The sequence below is a fragment of the Sphingomonas sp. PEI4 genome, from assembly GCF_056679955.1.
Window position 1 is genome coordinate 380,865 of sequence record NZ_CM155258.1, and the last position, 18,856, is coordinate 399,720.

17 protein-coding genes and 1 riboswitch are annotated in these 18,856 nt (G+C 65.9%); of the genes, 7 read left to right on the top strand and 10 right to left on the bottom strand.

Going from position 1 to position 18,856, the window contains the following annotated elements:
- Positions 1 to 155: 155 nt before the first annotated feature.
- Positions 156 to 387: riboswitch (cobalamin riboswitch) on the bottom strand.
- Positions 388 to 601: 214 nt separating this feature from the next.
- The 5 genes from AC1MLZ_RS01680 to AC1MLZ_RS01700 form a co-directional block, all read right to left on the bottom strand.
- Positions 602 to 2,425 (bottom strand): glycoside hydrolase family 9 protein, encoded by a 1,824-nt coding sequence (locus tag AC1MLZ_RS01680; protein WP_480960154.1) that lies wholly within the window; start codon positions 2,423 to 2,425, stop codon positions 602 to 604.
- The gene (locus tag AC1MLZ_RS01685) at positions 2,413 to 4,941 is read right to left on the bottom strand and encodes a glycoside hydrolase family 3 protein (protein WP_480960155.1); all 2,529 of its coding nucleotides are present in this window, start codon (positions 4,939 to 4,941) and stop codon (positions 2,413 to 2,415) included. The genes AC1MLZ_RS01680 and AC1MLZ_RS01685 overlap by 13 nt, the downstream gene beginning before the upstream one ends.
- An 87-nt stretch (positions 4,942 to 5,028) precedes the next feature.
- Positions 5,029 to 6,123, bottom strand: a complete 1,095-nt coding sequence (locus AC1MLZ_RS01690; RefSeq protein WP_480960156.1) for an SGNH/GDSL hydrolase family protein — start codon at positions 6,121 to 6,123, stop codon at positions 5,029 to 5,031.
- Positions 6,120 to 7,127 carry a glycosyl hydrolase gene (locus AC1MLZ_RS01695; protein WP_480960157.1) on the bottom strand — a complete coding sequence of 336 codons (1,008 nt, stop codon included), beginning with the start codon at positions 7,125 to 7,127 and terminating at the stop codon, positions 6,120 to 6,122. The genes AC1MLZ_RS01690 and AC1MLZ_RS01695 overlap by 4 nt, the downstream gene beginning before the upstream one ends.
- Positions 7,127 to 8,476 (bottom strand): glycoside hydrolase 5 family protein, encoded by a 1,350-nt coding sequence (locus AC1MLZ_RS01700; RefSeq protein ID WP_480960158.1) that lies wholly within the window; start codon positions 8,474 to 8,476, stop codon positions 7,127 to 7,129. The genes AC1MLZ_RS01695 and AC1MLZ_RS01700 overlap by 1 nt, the downstream gene beginning before the upstream one ends.
- A gap of 269 nt (positions 8,477 to 8,745) precedes the next feature.
- Between AC1MLZ_RS01700 and poxB the strand changes: the two genes are divergently transcribed.
- Positions 8,746 to 10,494: a ubiquinone-dependent pyruvate dehydrogenase gene (gene poxB, locus AC1MLZ_RS01705; protein WP_480960159.1), complete on the top strand. Its 1,749-nt coding sequence runs from the start codon at positions 8,746 to 8,748 to the stop codon at positions 10,492 to 10,494.
- Positions 10,495 to 10,524: 30 nt separating this feature from the next.
- Here the strand turns inward: poxB and AC1MLZ_RS01710 are convergent, their stop codons facing one another.
- Positions 10,525 to 11,496 carry an NAD(P)H-dependent flavin oxidoreductase gene (locus AC1MLZ_RS01710; protein WP_480960160.1) on the bottom strand — a complete coding sequence of 324 codons (972 nt, stop codon included), beginning with the start codon at positions 11,494 to 11,496 and terminating at the stop codon, positions 10,525 to 10,527.
- Positions 11,497 to 11,611: 115 nt separating this feature from the next.
- Here AC1MLZ_RS01710 and AC1MLZ_RS01715 point away from each other — a divergent pair, with 115 nt between their 5' ends.
- On the top strand, positions 11,612 to 11,812 hold the full coding sequence (locus tag AC1MLZ_RS01715; protein ID WP_480960161.1) for a hypothetical protein: 201 nt from the start codon (positions 11,612 to 11,614) through the stop codon (positions 11,810 to 11,812).
- Positions 11,813 to 11,854: 42 nt separating this feature from the next.
- On the opposite strand, the gene AC1MLZ_RS01720 is transcribed toward AC1MLZ_RS01715, so the two are convergent.
- Complete coding sequence (locus tag AC1MLZ_RS01720) at positions 11,855 to 13,270, bottom strand: dihydrolipoyl dehydrogenase (protein ID WP_480960162.1); 1,416 nt, start codon at positions 13,268 to 13,270, stop codon at positions 11,855 to 11,857.
- 114 nt (positions 13,271 to 13,384) lie between these two features.
- Between AC1MLZ_RS01720 and AC1MLZ_RS01725 the strand changes: the two genes are divergently transcribed.
- A complete protein-coding gene (locus AC1MLZ_RS01725; RefSeq protein ID WP_480960163.1) occupies positions 13,385 to 14,011 on the top strand; it encodes a glutathione S-transferase family protein in 627 nt (208 codons plus the stop codon).
- Between the two features lie 26 nt (positions 14,012 to 14,037).
- On the opposite strand, the gene AC1MLZ_RS01730 is transcribed toward AC1MLZ_RS01725, so the two are convergent.
- Genes AC1MLZ_RS01730 through AC1MLZ_RS01740 form a run of 3 tightly spaced genes read right to left on the bottom strand, consistent with a single transcriptional unit; the run spans position 14,038 to position 15,705 of the window.
- Positions 14,038 to 14,607, bottom strand: coding sequence for a DUF1190 domain-containing protein (locus AC1MLZ_RS01730; RefSeq protein ID WP_480960164.1), 570 nt, complete (start codon positions 14,605 to 14,607; stop codon positions 14,038 to 14,040).
- 10 nt (positions 14,608 to 14,617) lie between these two features.
- Positions 14,618 to 15,031, bottom strand: coding sequence for a DUF350 domain-containing protein (locus AC1MLZ_RS01735; RefSeq protein ID WP_423325833.1), 414 nt, complete (start codon positions 15,029 to 15,031; stop codon positions 14,618 to 14,620).
- A gap of 32 nt (positions 15,032 to 15,063) precedes the next feature.
- Complete coding sequence (locus AC1MLZ_RS01740; protein ID WP_480960165.1) at positions 15,064 to 15,705, bottom strand: DUF2491 family protein; 642 nt, start codon at positions 15,703 to 15,705, stop codon at positions 15,064 to 15,066.
- Positions 15,706 to 15,948: 243 nt separating this feature from the next.
- Between AC1MLZ_RS01740 and AC1MLZ_RS01745 the strand changes: the two genes are divergently transcribed.
- The 4 genes from AC1MLZ_RS01745 to AC1MLZ_RS01760 are packed head-to-tail and all read left to right on the top strand — an operon-like array spanning position 15,949 to position 18,850.
- A complete protein-coding gene (locus AC1MLZ_RS01745; RefSeq protein WP_480960166.1) occupies positions 15,949 to 16,383 on the top strand; it encodes a YjfI family protein in 435 nt (144 codons plus the stop codon).
- A gap of 37 nt (positions 16,384 to 16,420) precedes the next feature.
- Entirely contained in the window at positions 16,421 to 17,170 is a 750-nt protein-coding gene (locus AC1MLZ_RS01750) for a PspA/IM30 family protein (protein ID WP_480960167.1), read from the top strand.
- Positions 17,170 to 18,339, top strand: a complete 1,170-nt coding sequence (locus AC1MLZ_RS01755) for a glutathionylspermidine synthase family protein (RefSeq protein ID WP_480960168.1) — start codon at positions 17,170 to 17,172, stop codon at positions 18,337 to 18,339. The genes AC1MLZ_RS01750 and AC1MLZ_RS01755 overlap by 1 nt, the downstream gene beginning before the upstream one ends.
- Positions 18,332 to 18,850 (top strand): ankyrin repeat domain-containing protein, encoded by a 519-nt coding sequence (locus AC1MLZ_RS01760; protein ID WP_480960169.1) that lies wholly within the window; start codon positions 18,332 to 18,334, stop codon positions 18,848 to 18,850. Before AC1MLZ_RS01755 ends, AC1MLZ_RS01760 begins: the two co-directional genes overlap by 8 nt.
- Positions 18,851 to 18,856: the final 6 nt, after the last annotated feature.

An 18,856-nucleotide genomic window follows, 5' to 3' on the forward strand; every position in this document is an offset into this window, starting at 1 on the left:
GTCACGAGCGATCAGCCCGAGCACACGCCTCAGCGAACGGGAGCAGTCGCGCCAGCCGGACGCCGTCGCGGCCGGCACGTCTGCCCATGCGGTCCCCACCGCACACATCGTCGCTCAGACGGAGTACCGTGCCTCGGTCATCCCCTGGACCAGGCAAGAGCGACCACACGCCGGCAGGTCTCCTGGCTCACGGGTCTACGCCTGATGCACAACCTTCCCAGACCGATCGGTCCAGTGGCTGGCGGCTCGGGGCATTCGCCCGGCCACGCACATGCATCACGCTCGCCGCTTACAGTTGCAGGGACAGCCTCGGCATCAGGTGGTCGAAGCCACCCTCACCGCGTTCCCTTTTAAGCTCCTTGCGGAGCACCGGTGCGATCATGCCGACCTGTTCGAAGAACGGGCCGACGAGGGGGGCGTAGCTGGGACGGAAAGCGCGGGCAATCGGCGATCGTGTCGGATGCGTTCCAATACGACCGAAGACGAGTGCGGTGTCACCAAGGCTGCCTGCCGCGAGCGCTCGGCTATGCGCGGCATTCCGGAGTCCGTCGCCGGAGTGGGCCGACGTGATCCATTCTACCCGGCTCGGAGGTTGGAGGGGCTAGCGGGACCTTGTCGCGTCAAGGAAGCCGGCGGTCCAGACCAGGGGAGCATTCCAGTTGATCGCGACTTCGTTGACGGTGAAGGCGCGGTAGTCGTCGACCCAGCAGGTTTGTGGTGCGCAACCGCGCATCGGGCCGGGTTCGTCCGCCGCCGCCGAATTGGGGCCACCGGACAACACGCCGGACGGTGGCGCGGGGTAGCGCTTGTCCGCAGCGGCCGCCCAGAAGCGGTGGTGCGGATGCTGGATCGGGCGCGTGCCGAAGCCGGTGACGTAGGACCGGTCGAGCGGGTTGCGGCCAAGGATATAGTCCAGGCTGGCGACGACGGCGTCCCGATAAGCGGGCTTGCGGTCGATCTGCCATGCGACGCCGAGTATGATCGCGCGGTTCAGGACGGTGCTGTTCGAACCCCAGGGGTATTTGGTGCCGGCGAACGGAATACCATAGCCGCTGCGTTTGCCGTCCTCGACAAAGCCATCGGCAAGCGCGGTGATGCGGGTTTTGAGCTTGGTGCGGTCTGCTGCCGAAAGCTGGCTGGGGGCGGTCGCCAACGTGAGAGCAGCCGGCAACCGCAACGAACCCCAGTCGATGCCGGTGCCGGGATCGGTGAAGAGGCCGTCACGGCGGACCCGGTCGAGGAACGCGGCTTCACCCGTCGTGGCGTAGAGCTGCGCGGCGGCGAACGTGAATTCGTCGCGGACGTCCGGGTCGCCATAGCCGCCGCTGCCGGTGAAATCCGAGCTGGTGAGCAGGTTCGGGTGGCGGAGTGCTGCTGCCCAGCCGCGTCGTGCTGCGGTCAGACACTTGGTGGCGAAGGCTGGGTCGATCGTCCGCCAGATACGCGCGCACTGTGCGGCGACGCCGACCATGTTGAGAGTTGCCGCAGTTGAAGGCGGGTAGAGGAAACGGGTCTGGCGGTCTTCGGCAGGCGCTGTCGGAAGCCCGGTCCAGTTCTCGTCCGCGATCTTGGTGTGGACCAGGCCGCTCGCGTCGATCGTCTCGAACCGCGTGATCGTCTTGCCCGCGACGCCGGCATCGGGTGCTACGGCGATCTTGGTACCATCGGGGATCTGCATCGCGAGCAGGAGGGCAACCTCGACGCGGGCTTCGTCGAGCAGGTCGTCCTTGCCGTTGGCGCGTTCGGGTAGCGCAAGGCGGCCATCGGCGAACGCGTTGGCGTTACCGAAGGCAGCCAGGCGCTCGTGCAGGTCGAGCAGCGTCCAAGTCGAGACGCCGCCGTTGACGACGTATTTGCCGTGGTCGCCGGCATCGTACCAGCCGCCGGTCGCGTCGAGTTTGTAGCTGCAGCCGGGCCATTTGACGCCCTTCTGGTCGCGGCCGGCGAAGCAGGTGGCGATGTCCGACGCGTGACCAGCGGGGCGGGCGAGGTCCTTGCGCTCGACGAACGCGGGCAGGATCGGCACGCCGCTGCGCTGCTGGTAGAAGAAGGCCATCGCCGCTGTCGCCAGCGGGGCGAAGGGGCGGTCGGCGATCGTGAAGGCGTGGCTGGCGTTCGCGCCGACGTGCAGGCGATAGCCGGCGCCGGGGGTGCGGACGGTCCCGAAGTCGATGCGGTGAATGCTTTCACCCGAGGCGGCGTCCGGCCCCACTGGTATCGTCTGGCCCGTCGCCACGGTCTTGCCGCCCGCGCGGGTCAGCGTCCACGTCAGCGGCGTCATCTGCGTCGATGGCAGGATGGCGATCTTGGGACCGCGCGTCTCGAACCCCGCCTGGTCGATCCGAATCGGCGCGGGCGGAGCTTGCGTCGCGGCGGTCGTCAGCAGGACGGCCGCCGCACCCAGCAGGAGGTTCAATCGCCGCATTTGGTCATCGGCACGGGGGCGGAGTCGATCTTCACGTCGGAGATCGACAGGCCGAGCTTGCCGTCGGTAGCGATCACGAACGGTGCGGTGACGTGCGCCATGTCGATGCCGCGCTTGGCGAAGCACTGTAGCGGGACGATGACCTGCTGCCAGTCGCCGGGCTTGCCCGCCGCGAGCGTCTTCGTGATCGGGATGGTGACTGCCTTGCCGTCGTTGCTGACCATGCCAAGCCCGACGGGCGCGCTGCCTGCGCGATCGACGCGGACATCGACGACGAGGCTCAGTTCGCCATTGCTTTCGCGCGTCAGGTCGAGCGGACCGGACGCCTCGACCCGCGCGTCTGCGGGGCCACCGGTCCAGACGAGCGCGCGTGCGTCTTCCTGGCGACGGCGGTCGACGGCCGAGGCGGTGAGGCGCTTGGTCGCAGTGGTCGCGTTGACGCCAAGCAGGCGGACCTTCGACTGATCCTGCTCGACCAGGGTCAGCGACCAGCCTTCGGGAACGCGGCCCTTGCCGAAGATCGTGCCGTTCGACGACGAGGCCATGCCAGCGGGGCGGGTCTCGTCGAGCTTCGGCACCGCGCCGGGCTTGGCGTAGCTCAGGCCGTAGCCGAACGCGAACAACGGGTCGTAATCGGGATCGGAGCGGTTCAGGACATACTGATCGGGGCGCTTCGGCCACGAGAAACTGAGCTTGCCGCGGAAGTCGTTGGCGACGCTGCCGTCCTTCTTGCGGAACAGCACGTCGGCCACGCCACCGCCTTCGCTGCCCGGCAGGAACGCCGCGACGAACGCATCGGACGCGTTCAGTTCGGCGTTCACCCAGAGCGGGCGACCCGACAGGAACACGGCGACGACCGGGACCCCCGCGGCCTTGAGTTTCCGCAGCAGTTCGAGGTCGGACTTGTCGTCGGGACTGTATTCGAGGTTCGGGCGATCGCCCTTGAACTCGGCATAGGGCTGTTCGCCGAACACGACGATCGCCGCATCGGGCTTCTTGGCGAAGCTGCCGTCCGCGGACAGAGTCGCGGTGCCGCCAGCCGCCTTGACCGCGGTGTCGATGCCCGACCAGATCGTCTGCGCATTGGGGAAGTTCGCATTGGTGGTGCCTCCACCTTGCCACGTCAGCGACCATCCGCCCGCCTGCTGCGGAATGTTGTCCGCACCACCGCCAGCGACGAGGATGTTGGCGGAGGGTTTCAGGGGGAGCAGGCCGCCTTCGTTCTTGAGCAGCACCATCGATTCACGCGCAGCACGGCGGGCGATCGCGCGGTGGTCGGCGGCACCGATCAGGTTCATCTTGCCGGCGAGCGCGCGCGACGACGGGCGGCCGCGATCGAACGTGCCGGCGCGGATCTTGACGCGCAGGATGCGGCGGACCGCATCGTCCAGGCGTGCTGCGGAAATTTCGCCCGACTGCGCCTGCTTGAGCGTATTGTCGTAGAGCGTCTTCCACCCGCTGCCCGAATACATGAACATGTCGAGCCCGGCGTTGATCGCTGCGGCGCAGCTCTCGTTCGAGCAACCATCGACTTGGCCGTGGCCGTTCCAGTCGCCGACCACGAAGCCGTCGAAGTGTAGGCGGTCCTTCAGCACGCCGGTCAGCAGGCTCTTGTTGCCGTGCATCTTGGCGCCGTTCCAGCTCGAGAAGCTCGCCATCACCGACTGGGTGCCCGCCTCGATCGCCGCCGGATAGCCGCCGAGATGGATATCGCGCAGGACGGTTTCGGGGATCAGCGCGTCACCCTGATCGCGCCCGCCCGTGCCGCCGTCGCCGAGGAAATGCTTGGTCGTCGCGATCACGCGGTCGGGGGCGAGGAACTCCTTGGTGCCGACCTTGCCCTGGACGCCTTCGATCACCGCGCCGGCGTAATCCGCCTGGATCGTCGGTTCCTCCGAATAGCTCTCGTACGTCCGGCCCCAACGATCGTCACGGACGACCGCGAGCGTTGGAGCAAAAGTCCAGTCGATACCAGCGGCGGCGGTCTCGATCGCGGTGACGTGGCCGATCTCGCGCATCAGGTCGCGGTCGCGCGCCGCGCCGAGCCCGATATTGTGCGGGAAGAGCGTCGCGCCGGGGATGTTGTTGTTGCCGTGGACCGCGTCGGTGCCCCAGATCACCGGGATTGCGGGGCGGCCGTCGGTGCGGGCCATGGAGGCGTCGTAGAACTGGTTCGCGAGCTTCAGCCATTCGACGGGAGGTGCGAGATCGTTGCCGCCAGGGCCGGCGTTACCGCCGTTGAGGATCGAGCCGAGCTTGTAGGTGCGCAGGTCCGAAGGCTCGATGCTGGCGATGTCGACCTGGATGAGCTGGCCGATCTTGTCCGCGACCGACATGCGTTTGATGATCGCATCGATCCGTGCCTCGACCTTCGGATCACGCAGGGGGCGTGCGTTCGCGGTCGGCCAGATCTCGGGATGCGCGACCACGGAGAGCGGCGCGCTAGGTGCTGCAACAGGCGTCGCCGCCGACTGCAGCAGAAGCGCGATCGTGAACGTGGAAAAACTCGCCGACATCATACTCTCCCTGGGCGGTACGCGACCGTGATCCGTACCTTGGCACGCGTGCTACCGGGTGACGGCAGCATTGCGCAAATCATTTGGTTATCTGCGCGCCCACATCGCGGGATGCGCGTCGATATACGTGGAGAGCGCCGTGGTGATCCGGGCGTCGTCAGCGGTCGAAGGATGCGCGTGGCAGCCCGTGAAGGCAAGGCCGGTCACGGGCACGAAGGCGACGTTGCGTACGCCATCGGCCTTGAGGCGTGTGGCGACCTTGCCGACCTCGGTTGCGATCTCGCCATCGGCCATGTCGGTCGCCCACAGGACGACGTGTGCGTCGGGGGCACGGACTCGCAGGCTTTTGACGAACTCGACATAGCGCTGCTCGTAATCGGTGTGGAGTGCGTCGCGCGTCTTCCACGGTTCGCCGGGATGGAGCGCAGTGGTGAAGTCGTTGGTGCCGAGCGCGATGACGAACAGCCGGGGACGCCAGGCGGGATCGGCGTAGCGCTTGGCCTTGTCGAACAGCGTGAACGGGTAGGCGACGGGAACTGTGTCGGCGCGCATCCCGTCGTAATTGCGGACGATCCCGCGGCCGGAAATCGCATTGACCTGATAGTCCGCGCCGTAGCGGCGGGCGGTCAGCGCTGGCATGGCTTGCGACGTGTCGGTGGTCGCCCAGACCTCGTCCTGCGTGCAGTCTCGCTTGGTCGAGATATTGCCATAGCCGACGGTGTGGGAATCGCCGATGAACTCGATCTGGCGGGGGCGGGCAGGGAAGGTGAGCGCGCGGGTTCCCGGTACCGCGTAGAACCCGCCGAACACGGTCGAGGCGGCCTGGCTTTCGCTCGCGACGTCGACCCGGATGATATGGCGCCCGTTCGTCAGGCCGTCGACCTGGTAGAAACCGGGCTTGGGCTTGAACAGCGTGGCGGTGGTGCCGGCATCGACCGAGACGCGAAGGATGACGTCGCCCTCGCCGACCTTGAACAGGATTGCTTGCCCGCGGAAGTTCGCCTCGAAATACGTGCCGGGCCATTGGCGCCGATAGCCATCCGCGGTCCGCTCGACGCGGCCGCCAATGTGAACCGGGAGCGGCGCGCCCGGCTTGGTCGATACCGGGGTCACGGTCAGCGGCGCGGAGATTGCGGACGTCGACAACAATGCCGCACCGACCAGCCCCATCAGTTTTTTCATGGTCTCACCTTCAGCCATGCGGGCAGCTCGTCCTTGGTGACGTAGCGCTTCGACGCGAAATCGCGGCGGAGTTGTTCCGGCGTGTTCTGGTCGGCGCCGGTTAGCCACCGGGTGTGCCACGTCATGAACCAGAGCCAGTCCGCCGAAGGTCCGAGCGAGGCCGGATCGGGGACCGGGCCGTTCTCGTGCAGGCAGATTGGCAGCGTGTCACCGATAATGGCCTTCACCTGCGCGAACATCGGGGCGAGGTTGCCGTGGTCGTTCGCATAGATGTCGGCGCCGGCGACATCTACGGTGGCCCGGCCGGGATACCAGGCGGGGTCGACGTTCTGGCCTGCCCAGCCGAGCACCCAGATCAGGTTGTTTAGGCGGTGGACGCTCGTGAACTGGTCGTACATCAGCGCCCAGAGCGCCTTGAACGCGTCCGGGCCGTGCTTGCCCCACCAGAACCAGTCGCCGCTGAACTCGTGGAACGGACGCCACAACACCGGCACGTTGCGGTCCTGGAGAACCTTCAGCAGCGCTGCCACTTCGGTCATGTCGCGCATCATCGCTACGTTCTGCGGCGTGCCGGGTTTCAGCGCGGCGGCGACATCGAAATCCTTTTTCGAATTCTCGTAGCCGGTGCCGATGTCGGGTGCGCCCCAATGCCAGCACAGCGTGACGATCCCGCCGGACCGTGCCCAGGCGGTCGCACGATCGTTCACTGCATCATTGTCGCGCGGGTCGATGTAATCGAGGCCGAGGATCGCCGGCAGCTTGCCGGTCACGCGCTTGAGATAATCGAGTTCCCCATTCGGATTGGGCGGGGCGGATCCCTGTTCCTGCTGGCCGGTCAGCGTTTTCCGCCCGTACTGGCTCCACAGGTACGCGTAGAGTTGCCGCGCCTCCGGATTGGCGTTCGGGTTGCTCAGCGTGCGGTTCGGGACCGCCGCCAGTGCCGGCACGCCATGAAGCAGGCCGAGCGCCGCGGTCATGCCCAGCGTTTCGCGTCGGTTCAGCATCAGAGCGCCGCCATCGCCGCAGCGTGCGCGCGGATCACGGCCTGAGTGGAGGCATCGCTGTCGAACACCCCGTACCAGCCCTGCGGTTCGTGCGGCGGATCGCCCATGTAGCCGAGGTCGCCGCGCTGGAAGCGGTGATCGGCATGCGGCGTCCGCGCCTCGCCATTCCAGGCCCAGAAGTTCGAGCCTGCGAGCGGGCCGCCGGATTTCGCGTTCGCCTCGATCGCCGCGTAGATCTGGCGGTAGAAGCGATCCTTGTAGACCGTCGTGATGGTCGGATCATAAGCGGTCTTCCCGTCGCGGGGATAGCCGAACTCCTCGATCACCAGCGGCTTGCCGAGCGTCGTGGCGAGCCGGATATGCGTATCGATATATTCTGCGACCTTGGCCGCACCGGCGTCGTAGGTGCCGGCGAGATTGCCCGCGTCCATCCACGTCCAGTTGTTCGGCCAGATGTGCGTCGTCAGGTAATCGATAGACGGCGAGCGATGCGCGGCGAGCACGACGTCCTCACGCTCGATCGAGCCCTTCAGCCCTTCCGAGCCGGTCGAGACGAGGTGGTTGGGATCGAGCGTCTTGATGTACCGCGCGGTCTCGTCGATCCAGCGATAAAAGGCGGGCAGGTTCGGGATGGCGACCGCGGGGCCGCCGGCAGGACGCGGTTCGTTCGCGAGCTGCCACGCCATGATCGTCGGGTCGGCCGCATAGGCGACACCCGTCACGCTGTTGGTGCGAGAGACGACCGCGCGGATATAGTCGCGGTACATCGCCTGCGCCTGGCTGTTGGTGTAGAACGCGGCGTTCCAGTCGGCGAACTCGGGCCAAGGGTGCGCGGGGTCGTTCATGTTGATGAACTTGCCGCCATTGACCCACGACAGATACGTCATCATCCCGCCCGACCATTCCCAGAAGTTGGTCAGATAGATCACGCCCGTCATGTCGCGCTTCGCCATCTCGGCCAGCGTCCAGTCGAGGCCCTTGAGCAGATCCTCGTTGTAGGTCGCGGTCTTGTCGCGGAACCCGGGGGTGATCGAGTTCTTCAGTGGCGACAGTTCGGCCGAGCCGAGGATGCGCAGGTTGCGGACGCCGAGCGCTTTCAGCCGATCGAGTTCTCGTCCGAGGCGCGCACGGTTGCCATATGCGGTCTCCGCGCCGAGCCATGCTCCGTACCAGATGTTCGCGCCGGCATAGTGGTAAGGCTTGCCGCCGCGTTTGAAGCCGGTGCCATCGACGGTCACGAACGCCGAGGGGGCAGGCGCTTCGCCAAGATGCCCGCCGTTCGTACAGGCCGCGACCAGCGCAACGCCTCCCAGCAGCGCCGCACGCCGCCCGATCATTACTTTGTCCACGTCATCCCCCTCTATCGATTGCCTCGCTGGGCGTTTCCGTCGGACATTCCGCCGATCGGTCATGGCCCGCCCGCTTCATGCAATCATCTTTAGGTTTGCGTGCGGCGTCGCGCCACCGCGATTTGTCATACTTCGAGCGAAAGCCGCGGTGCGCGTCCGGCTGGCGACGAACAACCTGCATTCCTTGCATCCCGATCGTACCAGAACGCGTTTGTGTACTACCGCCTCGCTGGTCGAGTCAGGTCATCATCACTGCCCGGAGTTGCCTCATGTCCAAGACCATCATCGCCGATCTGTTCGCCGAGACGTTGCATCTGGCGGGCGTCGAGCGGATCTACGGCGTCGTCGGCGATAGCCTCAACGGCCTGACCGACAGCTTGCGGCGACAGGGCAAGATCGAGTGGATCCACGTCCGCAACGAGGAGGCTGCGGCGTTCGCGGCGGGCGCGGAGGCGCAACTGACGGGCAAGCTTGCGGTATGTGCGGGGTCGTGCGGCCCCGGCAACATGCACCTCATCAACGGACTCTACGACTGCAACCGGACGCGCGTGCCGGTGCTGGCGATCGCCGCGCAGGTGCCGAGCGGCGAGGTCGGCTCGAACTATTTCCAGGAAACGCGGCCGGAGGCACTGTTCCGCGAATGCAGCGTGTATTGCGAGACGATCTCAGACGCGGACCAGATGCCGCGGACGCTGGAGACGGCCATCCGTGCGGCGGTCGGTCACCGCGGCGTCTCGGTCGTGGCGATGCCGGGCGACGTGGCGCTGCGCTCGACGACGGGGACTTTGGCGCGGTCGGCGGGGGCGCTGTTGCCACCGCGTTCGGTCACCGTTCCAGCCGATTCGGACATCGCCGAACTCGCCGCGCTGCTGAATGGCGCGAAGAAGGTGACGATCCTGGCGGGGCGGGGGTGTCGCACCGCGCATGCCGAACTCGTCAAGCTCGCCGGTGTGCTGCAGGCGCCGATCGTCCACGCGCTGGGCGGCAAGGAATTCATCGAATACGACAACCCCTATGACGTCGGCATGACCGGGCTGATCGGCTTTTCGAGCGGGTACGACGCGATGATGGCGTGCGACGTGCTGCTGATGCTGGGCACGGATTTCCCGTATCGGCAATTCTATCCGGAGAAGGCCAAGGTCGCGCAGATCGACCTGATCCCGGAGAATCTAGGTCGGCGGACGGCGATCGACATCGGGCTGGTCGGCGATGTCGGCGCTACGCTCGCCGCGCTGATCCCGCGGCTGACGACCGGGCGCGACGGCAGCTTCCTGAAATCGGCGATCGAGAACTACACGGAGTCCCGCAAGGGGCTGGACGATCTTGCGGACGGAAAGCCCGGCAGCGGCGTGATCCATCCGCAGCACGTCGCGCGCGTCCTCAGCGAGCAGGCGGCGGACGATGCGGTCTTCGCCTGCGACGTCGGTACGCCGACGGTGTGGGCGGCGCGCTACCTCAAGATGAACGGACGGCGCCGTTTGATCGGATCGTTCAACCACGGATCGATGGCGAACGCGCTGCCACAGGCGATCGGTGTGCAGGCGACCTATCCCACGCGGCAGGTCGTGACGCTGTCGGGCGATGGCGGGCTGGCGATGCTGATGGGCGAGCTGCTGACGGTACGTCAGCTCGGCCTGCCGGTGAAGATCATCGTCTTCAACAACGGCACGCTTGGGTTCGTCGAGATGGAGATGAAGGCGGCCGGGTTGATCGAGACCGGCGTGGCGCTCGACAACCCCGATTTCGCGGCGATGGCGCGGACGATCGGGCTGCACGGCGTTCGGGTCACCGATCCGGGCGAACTGGAAGCGGGGATCCGCGACGTGCTGGCGCATCCGGGGCCGGCGCTGCTCGATGCGGTCACCGCGCGCACCGAATTTTCGATGCCGCCGAAGATCACGCTCGAGCAGATGAAGGGCTTCACGCTCTATATGGCGAAGGCGATCATCAGCGGGCGCGGGGACGAGGTGGTCGAGTTGGGCAAGACCAATGTCGGCTTGCTGAAGCACCTGTTCTGAGCGAGCCGAAATTGGTTGGTGCCGGGTCCGTTAGAGCGCGAGACGGACCCGTGCCGCACGGTATTCGCGTTCGAGCCGGTCGACGCGGTCAGCAACGCTTTCGACTTTGGTGACTGCGCCGATGCCTTGGCCCGAACCCCAGATGTCGCGCCACGCCTTCGGCTTCGATCCCCCGTCCTTATTGGCGCCGCCGCCGAAGTCCATCGTCTTCAGGTCGCCTTCGGGCAGCGCGTCCGGGTCCATGCCCGCCGCGACGATCGACGCGCGGAGGTAGTTGCCGTGGACGCCGGTGAACAGGTTCGAATAGACGATGTCGGAAGCCTTTCCGGCGACGATGCCGTCCTTGTACGCCTGATCGGCATTGGCCTCGGTAGTGGCGATGAAAGGCGAGCCGATATAGCCGAAGTCCGCGCCCATCGCCTGCGCGGCCAGCACCGCGTCGCCGGTCGCGATCGAGCCCGACAGCGCGAGCGGGCCGTCGAACCACTGGCGGATTTCCTGGACGATCGCGAACGGTGACAGGCGGCCGGCATGACCACCGGCACCGGCCGCGACCGCGATGAGGCCGTCAGCACCCTTCTCGATTGCCTTGCGCGCGAACCGGTCGTCGATCACGTCGTGGAGCGTGATGCCGCCCCAGGCGTGGACCGCGGTGTTGAGGTCCTCGCGTGCGCCGAGCGAGGTGATGACGATCGGCACCTGCCACTTCGCGCACGTGGCGAGGTCGCTTTCGAGGCGGTCGTTCGATTTATGGACGATCTGGTTGACCGCGAACGGTGCCGCCGGGCGATCCGGGTTGGCGCGGTTATGTTCGCTCAGTTCCTCGGTGATCCGGTGCAGCCACTCGTCGAGCATCTCCTGCGGCCGTGCATTGAGGGCCGGGAATGATCCGACGATGCCCGCCTTGCACTGGGCGATCACCAGTTCAGGCCCGGAAATGATGAACAGCGGCGAGCCGATGACGGGCAGGCGAAGATCTTTTAGAATAGCGGGTACGGTCATGTTGGTTTCCTAGCGCAACCTATTCGCGTGCGCCAGCGCCGGTTTTCGCAAAATGATCCGGTCGAAATGTGGCGGGTTGATTGTCGTCCGGCGGAGCTTCGTTCAAGGCGTCCCGATGCGTACGATTTCTTCCAGCATTTCGGTCCGGCTCTACCATCTCGACGATAGCGGCGAGGGCGGAGCCGCGATCACATTGTTCTATGGCCCGCTCGGCGAGGCGATGGCGCTTGCCGCACAGGAGCCCGAGGACGTGCAGGCAGGGTTGTACCTCGCCACGGAAAACGACGTCGTCGCGTATCTCGACCTCGACGACTAGAGCAGCCTTCACCATCCTTTCCCTGGGGAGTGGGAAGCGTGTTCAGGTTCCCGGCGTGAACCCGTCATCCCGATCCGGCGGCGTCGGCGCATGCACCTCGCTACAGATCGAACGGAGGGCGGGCTTCATGCCTTCCTCGAAGGTCGGGTGGTAGAAGGGCAGATCGAGCACTTCGGTCGCAGTCCAGCCGCTCTGTATCGCCCAGGCGATCAGGTGTGCGCTGTGCTCCACAGCCGGTCCCACCATCGTCGCGCCAGTCAGGCGTCCGTCGCGCCGATCGGCGTAGAAGCGGACCAGTCCGGCATTGCACGCCTCGACCTTCGCACGACCCTGGTCGTCATAAGACGCGGTGCCGATGACCGAGTTGGCGTCGTCATCCTGCTCGACCGAGCCGATCACCGCGACGTTTGGGTGCGTGAAGGTGATCGAGAATGGCACGCTCCGCTTGCCCGGCGTCACCTCGGGATAGCTCGCCGCGTTGCGCCCCGCGATCATGCCCTCCGACGACGCCTCGTGCAGCACCGCGCGATCATGGTCGGCATCACCGGCGAGGAAGATCGGCGCAGTACCGCACTGCATCGTCTCGGAATTATAATCCGGCATGCCGTGATCATCGAGTGCGAGGCCGGTCGTCTCCAGCCCGATACCCTTGATCCGCGGTGGCCGGCCGGTCGCGACGAGCAGATAGTCGAAGCGTTGCGTGCCGGATGCGGAGCCGGTCCATGATAGCACCACGCCGTCTTCATCCAGCCGGGCGTCAAGCTCGACGCCCAACAGGATAGGCAGTTCGCGCGACAGGATCGTGTGCAGCGCCTCGCCGACATGGCGGTCCTTCAGCCCGGCGATCGTTTCGCCCATGTCGAACACCATCGTCTCGACCCCGAGCCGCGCCATCGCCTGCGCCAGTTCGAGCCCCAGCGCGCCCGCGCCGATCACGCCGAGCGACTTCGGAAGGTCCGTCAGTTCGAAGATGTTTTCGCTGGTCAGCACCCGGTCGCGCACCGCGTCGAACATCTCGGGGATGGCCGGGCTCGATCCGGTCGCGGTCACCACCGATTTCGCGTGGACCTCGCGGCCATCACTGAGCGACAGGATCGTCGCACCGGCAAATTTCGCGCGCGCCTTGATCGTCACGCCGGCGGGTAATTTGTCAATCGACGTCTCGACGCCCGCGACGAATGCGTCCCGCTCCTTTCGCACACGCGCCATAACCGCGACGCCGTCAACCTTCCCAGATGCCTCGACCCCGAACACCGACGCGTGGTTCACTGCGTGCATTGCATTCCCCGCTGCGATCAACAGCTTGGACGGCATACATCCCACGCTCGCGCAGGTCGTGCCGCCAAAGCCTTCGTCGATCAGCAGCGTCCTGGCTCCGTTACGACGCGCGCTGCGTTCGGCGGCAAGGCCGGCGGTTCCGGCGCCGATGATCGCCACGTCGCAGGTCAGCTTGGTCATGAATCTCTCCGTTGCCGGAGAATTCCGGGGTCGCGGTCAACGAAACCTTCGATGCCGCCCAGCCGTTCCGCGGTGCAGCACATTCCCAGTCACATTCCTAGTCGAAGGACGCTTATGTTAACGCTCCACCACCTGAACTACTCGCGCTCGATCCGTGTGATCTGGCTGCTCGAAGAGCTCGGTATCGAATACGACCTCGTCAAATACGAGCGTGACGAGAATTTTCGCGCGCCGGCCGAACTCAAGGCGATCCACCCGCTCGGCAAGGCGCCGGTCCTCGTCGACGACGCGCTGACGCTGGCCGAGAGCGCTCCGATCCTGTCGTACATAGACGAGCGCTACGGCGATCGCCGGTTCTCGCCGCCTGTAGACAGCGACGCGGCGGCGATCCACGACGAGTGGCTGCAATATGTCGAGAGCTCGGCGTCGCTGCCGATCATGATGACGTCGCTCGGCAAGCGGATGGGCGGGCTGCCCAACGGTCTCGCCAAGTTCACCGGGCCTGAGGTGACCAAGACGCTCGACTATATCGCGGCGGGGGTTGGCGATGGCCCGTATCTGATGGGCGAGCAGCTGATGCTCGCGGACATCCAGATGTGCTACATCCTGGCGATCGCCGAGAGCGCCGGATTACTCAACGAGCATCCCGACGTCGCCGCGTATCTCGATCGCCTGCGCGCCCGCCCGGCGTTCATCGCCGCGACCGAAATCGGTGGCCCGCTGATGCCGCCCCGCCGCTGAATGCAACGGGGGGATAAGCGTCCGCGTTATCCCCCGAAGCTGCGCCCACCAAAGCCGCCACCGAAGCCACCGCGCGAGATCACCGAACTGCGCGACTGGACGCGGGCAGGGGCTCTCGCGGTGGTCGGCGTGAAGGCGTCGGAGCCTACGCGCGTCCGGCCAGTTACATAGTCCCGGTTGATCCGGCCCCCCGCGCCGCCGTAGTAATTCCCGTCACGGTCGCGGTACATCGGTGCGCCGCGGTTCCCGAACCCGCCGTTGAGCGCTTGGCCGACGAGAAAGCCGGTCAGCAGCGGCGTGAAGAAGCTGCCACCACTTCCGTTATTTCGCGTTTCGCACTGGGCCGCACCATATTGCTCTTCGCACGTCTGCCGGTCCTGAAACCGTGGCGCAGTCTTTGCCGCGTCGGCCTTGGCCTGCTCGAACGCGGTATCGCACTGGACCGCCGACAACGCACCTGCCGCGCGGCACTCCTGCACCGACGCGTAGCTCTGCGCCTCGACGGGCTTGCCGCCGACATCGCCGTCGCAGGCGGTCAGCGAGATGCCGGAGCCTGCGATCAGGCTGGTGAGGACGATAGATCTGGAACGCTTCATCGGTGCCTCCTCAGTTGGTCATGCAGGCGGCGTTGAGGATGCCGACGCACAGCGAGATGCTGCCCATATAGGTCGCCGCCGCGATTTCGCCGCGGACGATGCGGTCGTTGAAGTCGCGCATCACGAAATGCTGGACGATCAGGAACGTCACGATCTGGATCACGCCCGCGAGCAACGCCCATACGGCGAACTCGACCAGCGAAACGGTATGCGTCAGCGCGGACGCGAGCGGCAGGACATAGCCGAGCAGGGCGGCGCCGAGCGTGATCGCCGCGGCGGTGTTGCCTTCGCGGATCAGCGACTTCTCGTGGTACGGCGTCGCGACCTGGTAGACGATCTTGAAGACGATCGTGAACGCCCCCGCCGCGACGAACGCGATCAGGAAGGCGAGCGCGCTGGCGCCGAAGCTGTATTGGTCGATCATGGCATTTCCCCCGGAGCCGTTCGCCCGTGATGCTAGGCCCTGAACTCGCCGAGTTCCAGTGCTACGCCCAGCATGATCTCGAACGAGACCTCGCCCGCCTCGTTCTCCATGTCGATCGCCAGCAACAACTCGCGACCATCTTCGCCCGGCAGGTCGCGGCTGAACAGCATGCAGGTCTGGAATATTCGGCGATCGACGATCCCGTCGCGGTCGTCATGCAATTCCTCCCAGAACGTCACCGGCTCCTGCTCGCTCGCTTCGGGGCCGAACCAGGAGCGGCCGTACTCGGGCAGGCCCTCGGCCGTGAATGTGCGCGCCTTTAGGCGGCTTTTCCAGGCGGGACGCTCGGCGGCCGACGACGGGTAGCTGCTGTCCCATGGTGCGAACAGCGTGACATCGGTCACGTCCTGGCCAGCACGGTCGTTCGACACCGCCTGGAACATGATGTCGTCGTCCGTGTAGAACCGGTGGACGAAGCCGCCTTCGTTGAGATCGATCAGTCCCTGCGCGACGATCACCAGCGTATCGCGGTCGAACGGGAACAGGAGTTCGGACCCGAACCGGCGCCATGCGAGCGGGTCGACCGTCACCGTACGCCCCAGCGTGACGTTCCGGACGACGGGCAAGGCATTGCCATCAAGCGCTGGCTTGCGGCCGAACAGGCGATCGAACATGCAATCCTCGCGTGTGTGTGGTTGGCGTGCTTCTTAGGGCAAAGCGGCCGGCGTCGCAAAGAACAACCCCGTCATTCTGACGAAACTCTCTCGTCATCCTGACGAAAGTCAGGTCCCAAGGTGACGGAGGGCGGCGCGGGTGGCTCTGGATCCTGACTTTCGTCAGGATGACGGAGGGAGGGTGGCAGGCGCTCGCGAAAAGCCTATGTGTCTCCGCGAGCGACAAGCACGGGAGTTCTTGCATTGACCGACATCTGGACCGTCCGCAGCCTGAAGGCGGCGCTCGATACGTCCGAGCCTGCGAAAGCCGGCGAATTCACCGCGCGAATCCTGGAAGGCGCGGACCCGGTATTGCTGGTGACGATGCACCATCACGGCGACCTCGAACTGTTCGTCAACGTCAGCGAGGCGCAGATCGCGTGCTCGACCCTGCTGTGGCCGTGCGACGAGCAGGAGGATGCTTTGGCGTTCAACACGTTCCTGCTGAAATCGCAGAAGCTGGTGCCGCTGTCGAACTTCGGGATCGGCACCGTCGATGGCCGCGATTATTACGAGCTGTTCGGTGAACTGGCGACGTCCAGCCCGCTCGATACCGTGGTCATCGAACTGCGCACGCTCGCCGAAAATGCGATCGATGCGGCCACCGACCTGCGCCACGCGCAGGTTCCCGCCGCCTGACATCATCGCCTGAACTGATACAAACGGAGAGACTGGCATGGCCATCTGGAGCAAGCTTTTTACCCTCGGTCGTGCCGGCGCGCACGAAGCGGGTTCGGCGGTCGTCGATGCGAACGCGCTGCGTATTCTCGACCAGGAAATCCGCGATGCCGACAAGGCACAAGGCAAGGCACGCGACGATCTCGCGGGCCTCGTCGCGCGCCGCCGCATCCTCGAAACCGAAGTCGAGAGCTTCCGAGCCCAGGCTGCGAAATACGAGGCGTCTGCCCGCATTGCGGTCGAGAAGGGTAACATGGATCTCGCGCGCCAGGTGGCGCAGCGGATCGCCGATCTCGAACAGGACATCGCGCTGAAGACGCCGCAGGTCGAGGACATGCGCGCCGCCGAAGAGCAGATCCACACCGCCGTCGCGCAGACCGATCGCAAGATCGAACAGCTCCGCCGCGAAGTGGATGTCGTGAAGGTCAACGAGTCGGTGCAGAAGGCGCAGGCCTCGGTCGCGTCGGGCAGCATGGGCGCAGGCAACAAGCTCGGCTCCGCCGCCGACAGCCTCGCGCGGATTCGCGAGCGGCAGGCGATCCGTGGCGAGCGGATCAAGGCCGCTGGCGAGTTGGAAGACCGTCGTACCGGCGCCGATCTCGACGAGAAGCTGCGACTGGCGGGCATTGGCCCCGGCCAGTCGTCGGCGGACGACGTGCTCGCGCGGCTGACGGCCCCGAAGACGCCGCAAGTCGGCCAGACGCTGCAGATCGAGCAGCGCGACGACTCCAAGACGTCGGACTCCTGATGCGCCGGATCGCGGTCGACCCGCGCGGCGACTGGCGCGACCGGGCCGACGCGATCGGGTTCGTCTATCACGACACGGACGGCGAGCCGTATTGGGATGAGGGCGCGGCCTACGCCTTTACGCTGGCGGAGATCGAGGACGACCTCGAACCCGCGGCGGAACAACTGCACGCGATGTGCCTCGACTTGGTCGACGAGGTGGTCCGCGACCAGCAACTGATGGAACGCCTCGCGATCCCGCGCGAGCAGTGGAACTACGTCGCGGAGACGTGGCGGACGCGCCAGCCATCGCTCTATGGGCGGTTCGATTTCGCCTATGACGGGACCGGCCCGGCCAAGCTGTACGAGTATAACGCCGATACGCCGACGTCGGTGTTCGAATGCGCGACGTTCCAGTGGATGTGGCTGGAGGACTTGCTTGCGAGCGGTGCGTTGCCGGCGGGGACGGACCAGTTCAACAGCCTGTTCGACAAGCTGCGCGAGCGGTTTCGTGCGCTGTTCCCGAGCGGCGGTTTCGTCCATTTTGCGGCGGATGCGAGCGCGGTGGAGGATCGCCAGACGGTGCGGTTCTTCGAGGATCTTGCGTCGCAGGTTGGTATCGAGCCGAAGTTCGTCGAGATGAAGGACATCGGCCTCGCCGCCGACGGCCGTTTCATCGACACCGACGGCTTTGAGGTGCAGGCCGCGTTCAAGCTGTATCCGTGGGAGTTCATGCTCCGCGAACCCTATGCGCCGAACCTGTCGCGGGCCGACGCGCGCTGGATCGAGCCCGCGTGGAAGTCGATCCTGTCGAACAAGGGCATCCTGCCGTTGCTGTGGGAGCGGCATCCTGAGCACCCGAACCTGCTCCCGGCGTTCTTCGACGACGATCCCGCCGCGAAGATCCTCGGGCCGAAATACGTGCGCAAACCGCTGTTTTCGCGTGAGGGCGCCAACGTCGAGGTGATCGGCGAAAGCGGCCACGCGGTACTCGACCAAGGCTATGGTGCCGAGGGCGCGATCCGTCAGGCCTATGCACCGCCACCGGTGTTCGATGGGCGCCATCCCGTGATCGGCGCGTGGATGGTCGGCAACGAAGCCGCGGGGATCGGCGTTCGGGAAGATGAAACGGTCGTGACGCGCAATCTCGCGCGGTTCGTGCCGCATATCATCGAGGCCAATGATGACTGACGCGCGTGAGCTACCCCCGTTGCCGCCGATGGAGCGGCTGGTCGAACTGATGTTCGATGCGGCCCGGACAGGGCGCGACGAGATGATCCCGGCGCTGGTGCAGGCCGGCGTCGACATCGAGGTGACTGACGCCAAGGGCTACACTCCGCTGGTGCTGGCGAGCTACAACGGCCAGGCCGAAGCCACCGCGGCCCTCCTCGCGGCCGGCGCGCAGGTCGACGGCGCAGCGGACGCACGCGGCAACACCGCGCTGATGGGCGTCTGCTTCAAGGGCTATGCCGAGATCGCGCAGATCCTGCTCGACGCGGGCGCGGATGTGAACCGGCAGAATGGCGTCGGCCAGACCGCGCTGATGATGGCGGCGCTGGTGAACCGAACAGAGATCATCGACCTGTTGCTGGAGCATGGCGCGGACCCAGCGATCGTAGACGCCGCGGGGAACACCGTACACTCGCTTGCTGTATCGCAGGGTAATGCCGAGTTGGCGACGCGCTTCGCAACGGCGAGCTAGCTACAC